This window comes from Streptomyces sp. NPDC048254, assembly GCF_043201895.1.
In the GTDB taxonomy this organism is placed as follows: domain Bacteria; phylum Actinomycetota; class Actinomycetes; order Streptomycetales; family Streptomycetaceae; genus Streptomyces.
The window spans coordinates 36,272-51,601 of sequence record NZ_JBICZJ010000018.1; the positions used below are offsets into that span (position 1 = coordinate 36,272).

Below are 15,330 nucleotides of genomic sequence, written 5' to 3' on the forward strand. Positions count from 1 at the left end.
CCGACTACTGCATCAGAACCCCTCAGACCGTCAGCACACCGTGCACGCACGCATAGGAGTCCGCATGTCGATCAACCGGCCGGCCGCCACCGCCCTGGCCGCAGCCCTCTGCCTGCTCACGGCGGCATGCGGCGCCTCGTCCGACGACAAGGCGAGCGACGACACGGCCGAGGTCGCGGCCTCCAAGACCGGCTATCCGGTGACCCTGGACAACTGCGGCCAGAAGGAGACGTTCAAGAAGGCGCCCAACCGGGTCGTCGTCATGAACGGTGCCTCGGTCGCCGAGGTCTCCACGCTCCTCGCCCTCGGTCAGGGGGACCGGATCGTCGCCAACGAGCAGAGCTACGGCGCCTCCGAGGTCGCGGGCCGGGCCGCCGCGATCAAGAAGCTGCCCACCGGGAACGTCAAGCTCAACGACGCCTACGACGTCCCCCGCGAGACCATGCTCGGCCTCCGCCCGGACCTGGTGCTGTCCACGACGTCGTACGGCTTCGCCGAGAAGAACGGCTTCGCCACCCGCGACCAGCTGGGGGAGGTCGGCGCCAACACCTACGTCTCCCCGCAGGGCTGCGACCAGGACACCTCCAAGATGACCATCGCCGACAGCTACCAGCTGCTGCGCGACATGGGCAAGGTCTTCAACGTCAGCGACCAGGCCGAGAAGCTGATCGCCGCCTCCGAGAAGAACATCGCGGCCGTCACCGACAAGGTGAAGGGGGAGAAGAAGCCCAAGGTCATGGTGCTCTTCTCCAACATGTCCATGGGTGGCAACGACTTCAGCTCGGTCGTCGCCAAGGGCATCTACAACGACATCCTCGCCAAGGCAGGCGGCGCCAACGCCTTCGAGAACGCCTCCAAGACGTCCTTCGCCGACCTGAGCAAGGAGAAGGTGGCCGCCACCGACGTCGACGCGCTCGTCGTCATCGCCTACAACGACCCGAACCCGGCGGCGTACGCCAAGAAACTGCTGAAGGAGTTCCCCCAGTGGCCGGCCGCCAAGAACAACGCGTACGTGACGCTGTCCGACTCGATGTACCTCGGCCCCAGCAACGACCTGGCGGTACAGAAGATCGCCAAGGTGCTGCACCCGGAAGCCTTCTGAGCCGTCTGAGGGTCCCGTTGGCGTTCACGTTCCTGCCGGTCGCGCTGGCCGCCACGATGATCGTGGCGATCAGCATCGGCGCCGTCGACGTCCCGGTCGGTGACGTGTGGCGGATCGTCCTGCATCACGTCACCGGGGCGGGACCGGCGCCCTCCGACCTCGCGCTCGACCAGATCGTCTGGAACTTCCGCACCCCGCGGGTGGTCCTGGCGGCCCTGGTCGGCGCGGGCCTCGCCGTGTCCGGCGCGGTGCTCCAGACCGTGGTGTCCAACCCGCTCGCCGACCCCATCGTGCTGGGCTTCTCCTACGGCGCCACCCTCGGCGCCGTCCTCGTCATCACCCTGGGCGGGGGCGCCGCGCTCGCCGGGCTCGGCGTGTCGGCGGCGGCCTTCCTCGGTGCCGTCGCCGCCGGTGCGCTGGTCTTCGCACTCGGGCAGCGGAAGGGACGGATGGCCCCGACCCGGCTGGTGCTCGCGGGCGTCGCGGTCGGATACGTCTTCCTCTCGGCCACCAGCTTCGTCCAACTCCAGGCCACCCCCACCGAGTTGCGGACGGTGATGTTCTGGATGCTGGGCAGCGTCGCCGGCGCCCAGTGGGACCAGCTCCCCACGGTCGCGGTGGTGGTGCTGGTCACGACCACGCTCCTGTCCCTCTTCGGTCGGCGCCTCAACGTCCTGCTCGCCGGCGACGAGTCCGCCACCGCCCTCGGCGTCGACGTCAACCGGCTGCGGGCCGTCCTCCTCGTTCTCAGCGCACTGCTGACCGGCACCGTCATCGCCGTCGCCGGCAGCATCGGCTTCGTCGGCCTGATGATCCCGCACCTGGTGCGCCTCACCACCGGCGCCGACCACCGTCGCCTGCTGCCCATGACCGCGCTGCTCGGCGCCGTCTACCTGGTCCTCGTCGACCTGCTCTCCCGCACCCTCGACCGCCCCAACGAACTCCCACTGGGCATCCTCACCGCCCTCCTCGGCGCCCCGTTCTTCCTGTGGCTGCTGCGCCGCAACAAGGGTCTGGACTGACCGCATGAAACTGACCGTCGACCAGCTCCACATCACCCTGGACCGCACCCCGATCCTGCGCGACGTGAGCCTCGAAGCCGGCAAGGGCGACATCGTCGGCCTCGTCGGCCCCAACGGCAGCGGCAAGAGCACCCTGCTGCGCGCCGTCTACCGCTCGCTGCGCCCGGCGGACGGCGCCGTCCGGGTCGGCGACGACGACGTCTGGGCACTGTCCCCCCGGGCCGCCGCCCGCCGTACCGCCGCCGTCCTCCAGGACGCGGGCGGCAACACCACCGGCCTGACCGTCACCGAGATCGTCGCCCTCGGCCGCGCCCCCCACCACGGCCTGCTGGGCCGCGACGGCGCCGAGGACCACCGGGCCGTGACGGACGCCGTCGACCGCTGCGGCGTACGGCCCTTCGCGGACCGCGACTACGCCTCCCTGTCCGGCGGCGAACGCCAACGCGTGCTGCTGGCACGCGCGTTGGCCCAGAACCCCCGGATCCTGGTCCTGGACGAACTCACCAACCACCTCGACATCCGCGCCCGGTTCGAGCTGCTGGACCTCATCCGGGCCACCGGGATCACCACCCTCGCCGTCCTGCACGACCTCGACCTGGCCGCCCGCCTCTGCGACCACCTGGCCGTGCTGCACGAAGGGTCCGTGGTCGCGGCGGGACCGGTCCTGGATGTGCTGACGCCACGGATCCTCGCGGACGTCTTCGGCGTCCGCGCCCGCACCGAACGCCACACCGACGGCGTCATCCGCATCACGTACGAGGCCCAGCCGCTCGCGCACCAGGACGTCCTGGACGCCGTGAGCGCCGACACCGCCGACCGCTGATCCGGCGGTGGGCGTCTGCGTCAGGCTCCGGAGCCCGAGACGGGTTCCGGAGCCTCGTACCGCGAGATCCGCCACGCCTACCGCCCCGTCTACTCCGACGGCCTCGACCTGAAGCCCCTCCGCCGCCCCCCATCGGCATGGGCTGCCGCGTCTGCGAACGCCTCGACTGCCCTCAGCGGGCTGCACGTGTATCCGGCGGTGACCCGGAAGGACGTGGCGCAGCCGCGGCAGACCGCACGCCACGCGGTCTGACCAGGCATGTGACGGGCATTCAGGCACTGTTCAGGCTGACGCTGCCAGGGTCGGCGGTGGCGATCGCGCCGTCGCGGCGCCCATCGGCAGGGCGCGCACCCCCCATCGCGGGGCGCGCGCCCTGTCGTACGACCACACAAGGAGCCCCCCACCTTGCAGCAGCCGGAAGCCCTCACCGACCTCGACGCCGCGAGCACGAGGACATCGGTGATGAAGAAACTGCCCGAAGTCACCCTCGCCTTCTGGATCATGAAGATCGCGGCGACGACGCTGGGCGAGACCGCCGGGGACCTCTTCGCGCAGACCCTGAAGCTCGGTTACTTCCTCACCACGATCGCGCTGTTCCTGATCTTCGTGGTGACGCTCGTCGTCCAGCTCCGCTCCCACCGCTACAACCCGTTCTTCTACTGGACGGTCATCCTGACGACCAGCATGGCCGGTACCACCATGTCCGACTTCATGAACCGCGACGCCAGCGCCAAGTACCTGTCGAGCGGAGCCACTTCACTCGGCTGGGGACCGCAGGGCCTCGGCCTCGGCTACCCGGCCGGCGCGGCGATCCTCATCTCGATCCTGCTGGTCGTCTTCGCGCTCTGGCGGCTGAGCGGGATGACCTTCCAGATCCGTGACATCGTCACCTTCCGCGGCGAGGCCCTGTTCTGGTCGGCGATCCTCGTCTCCAACACCCTCGGCACCTCCATGGGCGACTTCCTCTCCGACAGTTCCGGCCTCGGCTACGCGGGCGGCGCGCTGCTGGTGACCGGGGCGCTCGCCGTCCTGGCCGTACTGACGAAGGTGCCGGCGGTGCCGAACGTCCTGCTTTTCTGGATCGCGTTCGTCCTCACCCGCCCGCTCGGCGCGACCGGGGGCGACTTCCTGACCAAGCCGGTCGCCAAGGGCGGTCTGAACCTCGGTACCGCCGGCTCCTCGGCCGTCCTGCTGGCCATGCTGCTCGGCCTCATGGCCTGGGCGCAGGTCCGGGAGCGCAGGGCGGCCACCGCGTAGCCGACGATACGGCAGGGCCGACGGGCCCTCGGGCGGGCGTGCGTCGTCGGCACCGTACGGGGGCGGTGCCCGGTCACCCCGCGGGCAGGTCGGCCAGGAAACGTGCTCCAGACGTGTACACGGGATCGTGGGACACCTCACCGCCGACGGCACGGGCCAGGCGCCGCGCGAGCGGCAGCCCGAGGCCCGCGCCGTCGTGCCCGTCGTCGGGATCGCCGCGGCGGCCGGGCTGGAAGAGCTCGCCCACGAACGCCTCGGGCACCCCGGGACCGTCGTCGGCGACGCTGACCCGTACGCCGCCCGGCACCTGGCACGCGGTCACGGTCACCGTGGCGCGGGCGTAGCGGACCGCGTTGGCCAGCAGCGGGCTGACGATGCGTTCGAGGAGAGCGCGGGTGACACCTGCCTCCAGCGCCGGATCCGTGACCTCGACCACGGCCTTCACCCGCTCCTGGGCACCGAGGCTGTCGACCATCCGCCTCAGGACCGGGGCGACGGCTGTGGCGCCGGGGGTCGTGGCGGCGCTCAGCGCACTCTCGCGGGCGTCGCTCAGCAGGGTGTCGCAGATGGTGCGCATGTCCTGGGCGGCCTCGGCGATCACCTCGTGCGTGGCGTGGGTCTCGGCGGCGGAGCGTGGCCGGGTCCGCCACCAGTCGAGCTCGACGATGATCCGGGTGAGCGGGGTGCGCAGCTCGTGCGACAGTTCCCCGGTCAGCTGTCGTTCGTGCCGCAGCACGGTACGGATGCGGTCCAGGAGCGCGTCCAGCGAGGCGCCCAGGCGGGCGAGTTCGGCCGGGTGGTCCGTGGCGCCGAAGCGTTCGTCGGAGCCGGCGGCGCTCCACTCGGTGGCCTGGTCGGTCATGGTGCGTACCGGGCGCAGGGCCCGCCCGACGGCCAGGCGGGTCAACGCGTACGTGCACGCGAGCATGACCACGTCCAGGGCCAGGGAACCCAGCAACAAGGTGTCGGCCGAACCGCGGTACGGGGCCAGATCCACGGCCGTGACCACGGTGGCGGAGTCCGGGTGACCGGACACGGGCCGGGAACACATGCGGACCAGGTGCGGGTTCTCCGCTTCGACGGTCGTGCAGAGTGCGTGACCTCGCCCGGCGAGCCGGCCGGCGGCCCGGGTCAGTGTGCCGTCGGACGCGGCCGACGGCGGCTTCTCCAGCAGGTGCGCTCCGGCGTAGATCCAGACGTTCGCGTCGAGGAGACCGTCGTTGACGGTCTCGACGACCCGCACCCGCTGGTGGCTGGTGTCCACGGTGGTGGCGACGGCGGCCGCACGGTTGCGCAACTCGTCGTCCGCCTGGTGCTGCAGATGCCGTTCCACCATCACGTTGAACACCACCGTCAGCACGGCCATCAGCAGTGCGGCGGTGGTCAGGGCCACGAACGAGAGCCGTCCGCGCAGAGTACGGGGCGCCAGGCGGCACGGAAGACGGATCATGACAGCCGGTGCCCGATTCCCCGTGCTGTGCGCAGGCTCCGGTCGCTGCCCGCCTCGCGCAGCTTGCGGCGCAGCCGGCTCAGGTACTGGTCCAGGGTGTTGTCGCTGACCTGGGCTCCGTCCGGCCAGGCGGCTCTGACCAGGTCGCGGCGGCTCACGATGGAGCCGCCCGCGGCCACGAGCGGGGCGAGCAGCCGGAATTCCGTCGGGGACAGGTCGATGTGGACGTCGCCGACCCGCATGCTGTGCCGCGTCGCGTCCAGGACCAGGTCGCCGGCGGTGGCCACGGCCGCGGGCGCGGGCGCGGAGCGCTTGAGCGCGACCCGCAGTCGGGCGACCAGTTCGGCGAGATGGAACGGCTTGGGCAGGTAGTCGTCGCCGCCCGCCGAGAACCCGGACAGCCGGTCGGTGAGGTGATGACGAGCCGTCAGGAAGATGACCGGCGCGCTGAAGCCGTTGCCGCGCAGCGCCTGGCACACGTCCCGGCCGTCCGCGTCGGGCAGTCCGACGTCCAGGACGACCGCGGCGATGCCGTCGGCGGCCAGCCGCAGGGCAGTGGCTCCGTCGGTGGCCGGCACGGGCTCGAAACCCTCGTCGGCCAGGCCGCGCCGCAGCACGTCCCGCAGGGCGTGATCGTCCTCAACGACCAGGATCTTGTGCCGCATGGTCCTCCGTAGGGTCGTCGGCCCTAGGGGCCGGGCCGGAGCCGGACGCCGCGTGCGGCCGGCGTGCCGTCACCCGCGCTCCTCCGTGGACCTTGCGGCCCGGCGTCCTCGGTACACCTCGGCGACAAGGGGGAGCAGGGAGACCACCACGATCAGCGCCACCAGCGGCAGAAGGTAGTGGTCGACGTTCGGGATCGAGGAGCCGAGCGCGTACCCCGCGAGGGTGAGGCCCACGCTCCACAGGAGGCCGCCGACGACCTGCCACAGGGTGAAGGTCCGCACCGGCACCTCCAGCGCGCCTGCCATCGGATTGAGGACCGTTCGCACCACCGGCACGAACCGGGCCAGGACAATGGCCTTCGCGTACCCGTACCGCTCGAGGAGTTCCTCGGCGTGTTTCACTCCTTCGTGCAGACGCCGGGAGCGGCTGCGTGCCAACAGGGCTCCGCCGGCCTTCCGGCCGAGCAGGTATCCGCACTGGGCTCCGGCCAGCGCGCCTGCGGCCGCCGCCACGAGCAGGGGCCCCAGCGACAGGTGCAGACTCCCCTCCGCCGACCCGGTGCACAGCAGGCCGGCGGTGAACAGCAGGGAGTCGCCCGGCAGGAAGAACCCGATCAGCAGTCCCGTCTCGGCGAACATCACCGCCGCGACGCCCAGCACGCCGAAGGCCGCCAGCAGCGAATGGGCGTCGAGCACGTTCACGGCCAGCTGGGACGCCACTGGGATCGGTTCGGTCATGTGCAGGGTCCTTTCGGGGCGGACGGTTTCGTGCGAATGATCAAATGACTACAGCCCTGTAGACACTGTCGTCCGAAACTCTAGACGCCCATCGGGGGTGTTCGTTCCGGCAGCCGCCTCGGGGGCCCGTCGCCGTAGGCCGGAAGGTGATCCTGATTCCCGTGGCGCTCTCACCGTACGCCTACCTCTACATGATGTAGTACTCGTGTGAAAATCCCTTCGTATCACCGCTCAACCGTCCTGACCAGGGACTTTGCAGAGGCGTTCAGGTTGCTGTCAGGTTGGCGGCGCCGTTGTGAAACTCATGCACCAGAAGATCCAAAACAATGGCAAAGGCATCTGTGGCACCGGGAGTTGATCGTGCCATCGTGCGGGCCATGACCACAGAGCGTCTCCTCGACGACCGTCCCCTCGCCCCCCTGCGCACCATGGCGAACAAGGTGCCGGAAGTGACCGTCTACTTCTGGATCATCAAAGTGCTCACCACCGGGATGGGCGAGACCGCATCCGACCTGCTGGCCCGGATGCTGGGCCCGGTGCCGGCGGTGGGGCTCGGTGGTCTCGCTCTGGTGGTCTCCCTGGGCGTGCAGTTCGCGGTCCGTCGGTACATCGCCTGGGTGTACTGGACCGCCGTCGTCATGGTCAGCGTCTTCGGCACGATGGCCGCCGACGTGCTGCACGTCGGTCTCGGCGTGCCCTACACCGTGTCCACGCCGCTCTTCCTCGTCACGCTGGCCGCGGTCTTCGCCCTCTGGTACGCCGTCGAGCGCACCCTGTCCATCCACAGCGTCAACACCCGAAGCCGTGAGGTCTTCTACTGGGCCGCGGTCCTGGCCACCTTCGCCCTCGGTACCGCCGCCGGTGACCTCACCGCGACCGTCGGATTCGGCTACCTCGGCTCGGTCGCCCTCTTCGCTGTCGCGATCTGCCTTCCCGCGGTTGCCCACCGCTTCGGCGCTTTGAAGGCGGTGCCCGCCTTCTGGACGGCGTATGTCATCACCCGCCCCCTCGGCGCTTCCCTCGCCGACTGGATGGCGCTCGGTCACACCCGCGGCGGCCTCGGGCTCGGACTGGCACCGGTGACCCTCGCCTGGACGGCCGCCATCGTCTGCTTCGTCGGCTACCTCGCCGTCTCCGGCCGGGACGCGTCCGGCGCCCAAGCCGCCTGAGGTGCGCCGGGCGCAGCGCGTTGGCCCGGAAGGCACCTCCTACAACTCGTAGGGGTGTCCGGGTACGCTGTACGCCACGACGGTGAGGGAAGGCGGACGGTGACAGATCGAGACGGCCAGGAAGCCGGCGAAGCATCCGGAAGGCGGGCGCGAGGCGAGCTGGAGAGCGATGTGCTCGCCGCGCTCTGGGCCGCCCCCGGTCCGCAGACCGCACGCGAGGTCCGCGAACAGCTGCCGGGCGACCTCGCCTATACGACCGTCCTGACCATCCTGTCCCGGCTGCACGACAAGGGCATGCTCGTGCGGCACCGCGAGGGCCGTGGCTACGCCTACGAACCGGCTCGCGACGAGGCGTCCCACACCGCCCAGCGCATGCACTCCCTGCTGGCGGGCGGCTCCGACCGGGAGGCTGTCCTGGCCCGCTTCGTCTCGGAACTGTCCGAGCAGGACGAGCACCTGCTGCACCAGATCCTGTCCGGGCACGGCGATCCGCCCGCCGAGAGCGAGCGCCCCCGCGGGAAGCGGTGAACCAGTGCTGATCAGCGTCTACATCCCGTTCCTTGTCACGGCCGCACTCGCGGTCCTCGCCGCCCCCGTGGCGCGACGTCTGCCGCCACGCCGTGCGGCCTGGGCCCTGGCCTGTGCCTCGGTGGTGACGGCGGTCGGCTGGGCGGGATCGCTCGCTCTGCTGGCCTTCTCCGGCGTGGCACAGATTCCGGAGATCGCGGAAGAGGGCCGCTGGTCGGTGGCGGCGCTGCGGGCCGACGACCCGGTGTACCTGGTTGTGGCGGCCGGCAGCGCCCTGGCCCTGATCGCGTGCGCCGTCTCCCTGGTCGTGGCCGTCGTACGACAGATGCGCCAGCTGGTCCGGGCGCGACGGGAGTGCGCCCAGCTGCCGGGGCGGACGGAGCTGGCGGTGGTCGACGACGACGTCCCGCTGGCCTTCGCGCTGCCCGGCACCCCGGGGCGGATCGTGGTCTCGCGGGGGATGCTGTGCTGCCTCGACGCCGACGAGCGTGAGGCACTGCTCGCCCACGAGCGGGCGCATCTGCGGGGGCGCCACCATGTCTTCCAGATTCTGTGGCGGCTCACCGCCGCCCTGAACCCGCTGCTGCGCCCGGTCACGGTCACGGGTGATTTCGTCCTGGAGCGGTGGGCCGACGAGGAGGCCGCCGAGCGTGTCGGTGACCGCCGGGTCGTCGCCCACGCCGTCGGGCGTGCCGCCCTGGCCTCCGCCGGTGCGTCCCGTCCCGCGGCGCTGGCCGCGACCGGCGGGGTGGTGCCGCAGCGGGTGCGCGCTCTGCTGGCCCCGCCGCCCGCCCGCCGGAACCTTCCCTTGCTGGCGGGCGGTGTGTTGCTGGCCGTCTGCTGCGCGAGCCTGGCCAACGCGGCGTCCGACAGCGACCGGATGCTTGACGGCGCACAGTGGGCGCTGTGCACGGAACACACCGCCGGCGTCGCCACGGCGCGGACGGACCACGGGCATCGGGCGGACGACGCCGGTTGTGTCGGCCCGGACCACGCGCAGCACGGGGAGCGGCGTTTCTGATCGGGTCTGATCGGTCCGGAACGTGCCCTCACCCGGCCGCCGGAGTGCTGCCCAGGCGCTCATCCGGGCAGGCCGGGAGCAACAGGGTGAACCTGGCCGGATCACGGCTGGTCAGGAGAGCCGGCCGCCGAGTGCACGCCCTGCCCCGCCGGCTGTCCGGCGGACATCGAGGTCACCGAGCGGTCTGCGTGCCCACGGTGGGCATGGCCGCTGCCAGGAACGGGCGCAGTGCCCCATGACTCAGGGAGCCGATCACCGGGGTGGCCCAGCGGCGTGACGCCAGGCTGACGAGGAAGGCGACGGGCAGCGCGATGACCGCGGAACCGAGCACGTCGTGCGGGTAGTGAGCGCCGACGTAGACCCGGCTGAAGCCCTCCACCACGGCGAACACGGCGGCAATCGCGCACAGTCGGCGGTCCAGCAGGAACAACGCGGCCACCGAGGCGGCGGCCACCGCGCTGTGCCCACTGGGGAAGGCGTAGTCCGAGGGCGCGGGGCAGGCGTCGACGAGATAGGCGTGCGGCATCGATCGGCAGGGCCGTACCTCGGCCACGATCATTTTGACGATCTCGGCCGCGGCGAAGGCGGTCGCGACGCCCACGGGCGCGGCCAGCGCGAGGGCCATCGCCTGTGTGCCACGGCGCCGAGCGTTCCACCAGCCCGTGATCATGAGGATCGCGAAGACGCCCAGTCCGAAGTTGGTCCACACCTCCATCGGGGTGTTGAGCCATGGCGTGGCGCGGGCGAAGCCGGTGACCGAGGTGAACAACGAGCCGTCGATGCCGGATCCGTCGAATGCCAGTCGTGCGGTGGCAGCCGCGGTCATAGCGAGACGTCCTTCCGTGGGGGTACGCCGACGGAGGACAGGACGAGCACGAGGCAACGTGGCTCGGGCCGGCGCAACCGAACGGCTCCCGCCTGCGCGATGGCGCCTGGGTGACACTGCGGTGGTGTGAAGATGGCTGCCGAGTAAATCTACTACATCTTGTAGGCGATCGGTCGGCGGGGGCGGGCTGCCGTGTGGCGGGTTGTCGAGCCGCCATGTGCCCTGCCGCGGTTTTCCGCCGAGGCCGCCGTTCGGTGGGTGGGGTGCGCCGGGGGTGGGAAGCGGCGTTGCGCTCTGGGTGCTCGGTGTCATGCCCGCGATGGCCGTGGGCCTGGCGGTGTCGGCGGACCCTCCCCTCTGGTCTCCCCCCGTCAGTGCCTACATCTTGTAGTAGGTTCGCTGACGCCCGCCGGTGGTGCCGAACCCGGTGATGCTCGAACCCCTCGCCGCCGATGGTCGTTCCCTAAGTTCTACATCATGTAGTAGCTTCGGTGTTCGACGCCACCGTGGTCCGTTCGTGGCCCCGATTCGCGCGCAGGCGCCGCCTTGGCCTGCCCGTGGTGCCGTCCGGCCCGGAGGATGCCCGGGCGTGCCCCGTATCCCGTCAGGAGGCTGATCCACCGTGCCCTACCGCGACGACCCGGCGCCGGAGCCGGTGCCCTCGCCGTCCGCCGTACCGCCGCAGGACCCGGGCACCGGACGGATCGCGATCATTTCCGCCGGCGTCGGCGCGGGACACGACGGCGCGGCCGCAGGGCTGGCCCGGAGGCTCACCGAACACGGATTCCGGGTGGACCGGTACGACTTCCTCGACCTGCTGCCCGCCCAGGCGGGCCGACTGCTGTGCGGTACCTACCACCGCATGCTGACCTGGATGCCCGGGGGCTATCAGCGCCTGTACGCGGCGACGGACCGGCCCTCACGACCCGGGGTGGTGTGGCGGGCCCTGTTCCGTGCCGCCGAGCGGCGCACACTGCGGGCGCTCGCGCCGGACACCTGCGCGGTCGTCTCCACCTACCCGGGAGCCAGCCAGGTCCTCGGCGGGCTGCGCCGGCGCGGCCTGCTGACGGTGCCGGCCTTCACCTACCTGACCGACTTCTCCGTCCACGCCCTGTGGGTGGCCCCCGGCATCGACGCCCACCTGGCCGTGCACCCCGTACCGGCGGCCCAGGCCCACGCGCAGGGCGCGGCCGCCGTCACCGTCGCCGGCCCCGTCACCGACCCGCGCTTCACCCCCGCCACCGCCGCACAACGGGCCGCCGCCCGCGAGCGGTTCGCCCTGCCCGAGCGCGCGCCCCTGGCCCTGCTGGTCGCCGGATCATGGGGGGTCGGCCCGGTACGACGGGCCGCCGCCGAGATACGGGGGACCGGCGTCGCGGTGCCCGTGGTGGTGTGCGGACGCAACCAGGCCCTCGCCGAGCAGTTGCGCCGGGACGGTATCGAGCACGCCTTCGGATGGGTGGACGACATGCCGGGGCTGATGCACGCCTGTGACGTCCTGGTCCAGAACGCCGGCGGGCTGACCTCACTGGAGGCGTTCGCCGCAGGGCTGCCGGTGGTCAGCTACCGCTGCATCCCCGGTCACGGCCACACCAACGCCGCCGCCCTCGACGAGGCGGGCCTGGCGGCCTGGATCCGCGACCCGGCAGTCCTCGGCCCGGTGCTGGGCGAGCTCCTGCACGGCCCGCGCGGCGAGGACCAGCGCGCGGCAGGGCTTGCCCTGCACCGCTCAGACCTCGGACCGGTACCCGCCATCGCCGCCAGAACCGGGCCACAGCCCACACCGGGCACACCGACCCCACCGAAGCGCTTCCCCGGGAGACGACGGATCGCCCTGACGGCCGTCACCGTGACGGCCACGGTCTCCCTGGGCGTCGCCGCCCCGCTCGCCTACGCCTACAACGAGACGCCCGCCCGCTTCAGCGCCGTCGCCCACTACCTGGACGGAGACGGACGATGACCCCGGCCCGCCTGGCCCGTGCCACCGCGCTCGCCTCGGCCGTGGCACTGCCCGCGCTCGCCGCCCTGAACGCCGTTCCCGGGATCTCCACGCTCGGCCCGCTGCGCAACACGGCCATGCCCCGCCTGGCCGGGCAGGGCCGGCCCGACCACGTCGCCCTCACCTTCGACGACGGCCCCGACCACCTCTCCACCCCGCACTTCCTGCGCCTCCTCGACGCGCGCGGGGTAAGGGCCACCTTCTTCCTGCTCGGCTCGATGCTGGTCCGCTCACCCGGGCTGGCGAAGGCAATGGCTGCCGAAGGGCACGAGATCGCCCTCCACGGCTGGCACCACCGCCCCCTGCCGCTCCGCGGCCCCCGTGCCACCTACGACGACCTCGCCCGCGCCCGTGACGCCGTGGCCGACGCCACCGGCAGGCCACCGACGCTGTTCCGGCCGCCGTACGGGGTGATGACCACGGCCGCCCATCTGGCCTGCCGCCGCCTCGGCCTGACCCCGGTCCTGTGGACCTGCTGGGGCGAGGACTGGCGCAGGCGGGCCACCCCGCGGTCCGTCCAGGACACCGTCCTGCGGGACCTGCGCGGCGGCGGCACCATCCTGCTGCACGACTCGGACTGCACGTCCGCCACCGGCTCCTGGCGCGCCACCCTCGGCGCGGTTCCCCGCATCCTCGACGCCTGTCAGGCTCGCGGTTGGCAGGTCGGCCCCCTGCGCGAACACGGCTTCCCCGGACTGTCCTGGACAGACTCGGCTCACTCCGACTGCGGGCGGGCCAGGCCCTGGTCGTAGGCGAAGATCACTGCCTGGACGCGGTCGCGTGCGCCGATCTTGGCCAGGACGCGTCCGACATGAGTCTTCACCGTGGACTCGGACACGACGAAGTGAGATGCGATCTCGCTGTTGTTCCAGCCCTTGCCGATGGCGACGAGGATCTCCCGTTCGCGTTCGGTGAGGGTACTGAGCCGCGGGTTCTCGGCGGGGTCACCCGAAGGGGGCGGCACGAGGTGGGAGAACTCGTGCAGGAGGCGGCGGGTGAGGGCGGGTGCGATCACGGCGTCGCCGTCGGCGACGGCCCTGATGCCGGCGAGGAGTTCGTCGGGGCGGGCGTCCTTGAGGAGGAAGCCGCTGGCTCCCGCGCGCAGGGCGGCGTGGACGTATTCGTCGAGGTCGAACGTGGTCAGCACGAGGACGCGGGAGCGGTCGCCCGCGGCGGTGATGCGCCGGGTGGCCTCGATGCCGTCCATGCCCGGCATGCGGACGTCCATGAGGACGACGTCGGGGCGGAGCTCGGCGGTCTTGCGTACCGCTTCCGCACCGTGCGCGGCCTCGCCGACGACGTCCGTCTCGGGCATCGAGTCGAGGAGCAGGCGGAAGCCGTAGCGTTGCAGCGGATGGTCGTCCACGATGAGTACGGTCGTCACTGGGCACCGCCTTGGGGCGTGAGATCGAGGACGGCCTCGACGGTCCATCCTTCGCCGGCGGGGCCGGCACGGAGGCTCCCGCCGTAGAGGGCCGCCCGTTCCCGCATGCCCACCAGACCGTGACCTTCCTCGTTCGCCGGGTCGGCCCGGCGACCGTCACCGCCTGGTCCGGTGTCCTGAACGGTGATGGTCAGATGTGTCTCTCTCATGACGATCGCGAGGTCCACCTGGGTGTCGGCTCCGGCATGCTTGAGTGCGTTCGTCAGGGCTTCTTGGATGATCCGGTAGATCACCAGCTGTACCCCACTGTCCAGGGCGTCGACGTCGCCAACGGTCCGGTAGACGACCTCCAGACCCGCGGAACGCACCCCTTCGCACAGCGCTTCGAGATCCGTGAGGCCGGGCTGCGGGCTGAGTTCCGGTTCGTTGCGCGGGCCGTCCGACGCCTCGCGCAGGACGCCGAGCACGCGTCTGAGTTCGCCGAGAGCCTGCCGACCCGTGTCACCGATCAGGTGGAGGGCTTCCCGGCCCCGGTCCGGAGTGACGTCGGTGGCGTAGGCCCCCGCGTCGGCGAGGGTGATGATGACGGCCAGGTTGTGACCGACGATGTCGTGCATCTCACGGGCCACCCGGGCCCGTTCGGCCGCGACGGCGAGCCGGCCGCGCTGGTCGCGTTCGACTTCGAGGCGGGCCGCCCGCTCCCGCAGCCCCGCGAGCTGCGCGCGCCGGATGCGGACCACCAGACCGAGCGCGAGGGCCGCGGTCGCCGCACTGAGCAGGAAGAACAGCGCGTCCCCGATGGTGACGGCTGCCGATGCCCGCACCGCGACCAGCACCATCGCGCCCACCATGACCGCGCAGGCCCAGGGCAGCTGTCGCAGCCTCCCGTGCAGGGCGAGGCTGTACAGGGCGATGAACAGGGCCACGTCGGCGCGCAGCGCGGCCCCCAGCGACCACTGGAGCACGAAGACCGCCGCGACGGCACCGAACGCGACCGCGGGACGGCGGCGTCGCCACAGCAGGGGAAGCACGAGCCCGGCCTGGAACGCGAGCATCCCCGCAACCGGCAACTGGGTGAACACCAGCCTGAAGCGGTGCGGCCCGTCGCCGTCGCCGCCGCGGTCGCCGCCGCCGTATGCGTGCAGCAGGTCCGGCAGGCAGAAGAGCAGGACGACCAGGACCACCACCGAGGTGTCCAGCACCCACGGGTGTGCCCGGTCGGCCCTGCGCAGCCGCCGGCCGGCCCGGGAGAACCGGGCGACCAGCGGTCCCATCCCGCCGAGGTCCTCGGCGGGCGCGGTGGCCTGGGAGGTCACGGAGGTCACGGGGGTCACCTGCTCATCATG

The 15,330-nt window shown here is 71.7% G+C and carries 15 protein-coding genes and 1 pseudogene; 10 read left to right on the top strand and 6 right to left on the bottom strand.

The genetic code is table 11. The features are described 5' to 3' along the window. Window positions 1-64 precede the first annotated feature (64 nt). The 5 genes and pseudogenes from ACGFZQ_RS38435 to ACGFZQ_RS38455 all read left to right on the top strand — a co-directional run bounded on the left by ACGFZQ_RS38435 (window position 65) and on the right by ACGFZQ_RS38455 (window position 4,204). Entirely contained in the window at window positions 65-1,102 is a 1,038-nt protein-coding gene (locus ACGFZQ_RS38435) for an ABC transporter substrate-binding protein (protein WP_393844294.1), read from the top strand. A gap of 56 nt (window positions 1,103-1,158) precedes the next feature. After that, complete coding sequence (locus ACGFZQ_RS38440) at window positions 1,159-2,124, top strand: FecCD family ABC transporter permease (RefSeq protein WP_393844435.1); 966 nt, start codon at window positions 1,159-1,161, stop codon at window positions 2,122-2,124. 4 nt (window positions 2,125-2,128) lie between these two features. Next, window positions 2,129-2,947, top strand: coding sequence for an ABC transporter ATP-binding protein (locus tag ACGFZQ_RS38445; protein ID WP_393844295.1), 819 nt, complete (start codon window positions 2,129-2,131; stop codon window positions 2,945-2,947). Further along, window positions 2,947-3,129, top strand: a pseudogene (locus tag ACGFZQ_RS38450) (short-chain fatty acyl-CoA regulator family protein); the annotation flags it as partial. The gene ACGFZQ_RS38445 and the pseudogene ACGFZQ_RS38450, both read left to right, overlap by 1 nt. A 223-nt stretch (window positions 3,130-3,352) precedes the next feature. Then, complete coding sequence (locus ACGFZQ_RS38455; protein ID WP_393844296.1) at window positions 3,353-4,204, top strand: hypothetical protein; 852 nt, start codon at window positions 3,353-3,355, stop codon at window positions 4,202-4,204. A gap of 73 nt (window positions 4,205-4,277) precedes the next feature. Here the strand turns inward: ACGFZQ_RS38455 and ACGFZQ_RS38460 are convergent, their stop codons facing one another. The 3 genes from ACGFZQ_RS38460 to ACGFZQ_RS38470 form a co-directional block, all read right to left on the bottom strand. Next, complete coding sequence (locus ACGFZQ_RS38460) at window positions 4,278-5,654, bottom strand: sensor histidine kinase (protein WP_393844297.1); 1,377 nt, start codon at window positions 5,652-5,654, stop codon at window positions 4,278-4,280. Continuing rightward, the gene (locus tag ACGFZQ_RS38465; protein WP_393844298.1) at window positions 5,651-6,319 is read right to left on the bottom strand and encodes a response regulator transcription factor; all 669 of its coding nucleotides are present in this window, start codon (window positions 6,317-6,319) and stop codon (window positions 5,651-5,653) included. Before ACGFZQ_RS38465 ends, ACGFZQ_RS38460 begins: the two co-directional genes overlap by 4 nt. A gap of 69 nt (window positions 6,320-6,388) precedes the next feature. Beyond that, the gene (locus ACGFZQ_RS38470) at window positions 6,389-7,057 is read right to left on the bottom strand and encodes a DedA family protein (RefSeq protein ID WP_351743099.1); all 669 of its coding nucleotides are present in this window, start codon (window positions 7,055-7,057) and stop codon (window positions 6,389-6,391) included. 377 nt (window positions 7,058-7,434) lie between these two features. Between ACGFZQ_RS38470 and ACGFZQ_RS38475 the strand changes: the two genes are divergently transcribed. The 3 genes from ACGFZQ_RS38475 to ACGFZQ_RS38485 all read left to right on the top strand — a co-directional run bounded on the left by ACGFZQ_RS38475 (window position 7,435) and on the right by ACGFZQ_RS38485 (window position 9,775). After that, window positions 7,435-8,226 carry a hypothetical protein gene (locus tag ACGFZQ_RS38475; RefSeq protein ID WP_393844299.1) on the top strand — a complete coding sequence of 264 codons (792 nt, stop codon included), beginning with the start codon at window positions 7,435-7,437 and terminating at the stop codon, window positions 8,224-8,226. A gap of 99 nt (window positions 8,227-8,325) precedes the next feature. Further along, window positions 8,326-8,754 carry a BlaI/MecI/CopY family transcriptional regulator gene (locus tag ACGFZQ_RS38480; RefSeq protein WP_393844300.1) on the top strand — a complete coding sequence of 143 codons (429 nt, stop codon included), beginning with the start codon at window positions 8,326-8,328 and terminating at the stop codon, window positions 8,752-8,754. A 4-nt stretch (window positions 8,755-8,758) separates the two neighbouring features. Next, a complete protein-coding gene (locus tag ACGFZQ_RS38485) occupies window positions 8,759-9,775 on the top strand; it encodes a M56 family metallopeptidase (protein ID WP_393844301.1) in 1,017 nt (338 codons plus the stop codon). 172 nt (window positions 9,776-9,947) lie between these two features. On the opposite strand, the gene ACGFZQ_RS38490 is transcribed toward ACGFZQ_RS38485, so the two are convergent. Next, complete coding sequence (locus ACGFZQ_RS38490; protein WP_393844302.1) at window positions 9,948-10,601, bottom strand: phosphatase PAP2 family protein; 654 nt, start codon at window positions 10,599-10,601, stop codon at window positions 9,948-9,950. A gap of 622 nt (window positions 10,602-11,223) precedes the next feature. Between ACGFZQ_RS38490 and ACGFZQ_RS38495 the strand changes: the two genes are divergently transcribed. Continuing rightward, window positions 11,224-12,561 carry a glycosyltransferase gene (locus ACGFZQ_RS38495; RefSeq protein ID WP_393844303.1) on the top strand — a complete coding sequence of 446 codons (1,338 nt, stop codon included), beginning with the start codon at window positions 11,224-11,226 and terminating at the stop codon, window positions 12,559-12,561. Next, window positions 12,558-13,352, top strand: a complete 795-nt coding sequence (locus ACGFZQ_RS38500; RefSeq protein ID WP_393844304.1) for a polysaccharide deacetylase family protein — start codon at window positions 12,558-12,560, stop codon at window positions 13,350-13,352. Before ACGFZQ_RS38495 ends, ACGFZQ_RS38500 begins: the two co-directional genes overlap by 4 nt. Here the strand turns inward: ACGFZQ_RS38500 and ACGFZQ_RS38505 are convergent. Together ACGFZQ_RS38505 and ACGFZQ_RS38510 are read right to left on the bottom strand one after the other, a co-directional pair. Then, a complete protein-coding gene (locus ACGFZQ_RS38505; RefSeq protein ID WP_393844305.1) occupies window positions 13,316-13,984 on the bottom strand; it encodes a response regulator in 669 nt (222 codons plus the stop codon). The genes ACGFZQ_RS38500 and ACGFZQ_RS38505 overlap by 37 nt on opposite strands. After that, window positions 13,981-15,258 carry a sensor histidine kinase gene (locus tag ACGFZQ_RS38510; protein WP_393844436.1) on the bottom strand — a complete coding sequence of 426 codons (1,278 nt, stop codon included), beginning with the start codon at window positions 15,256-15,258 and terminating at the stop codon, window positions 13,981-13,983. The genes ACGFZQ_RS38505 and ACGFZQ_RS38510 overlap by 4 nt, the downstream gene beginning before the upstream one ends. Window positions 15,259-15,330: the final 72 nt, after the last annotated feature.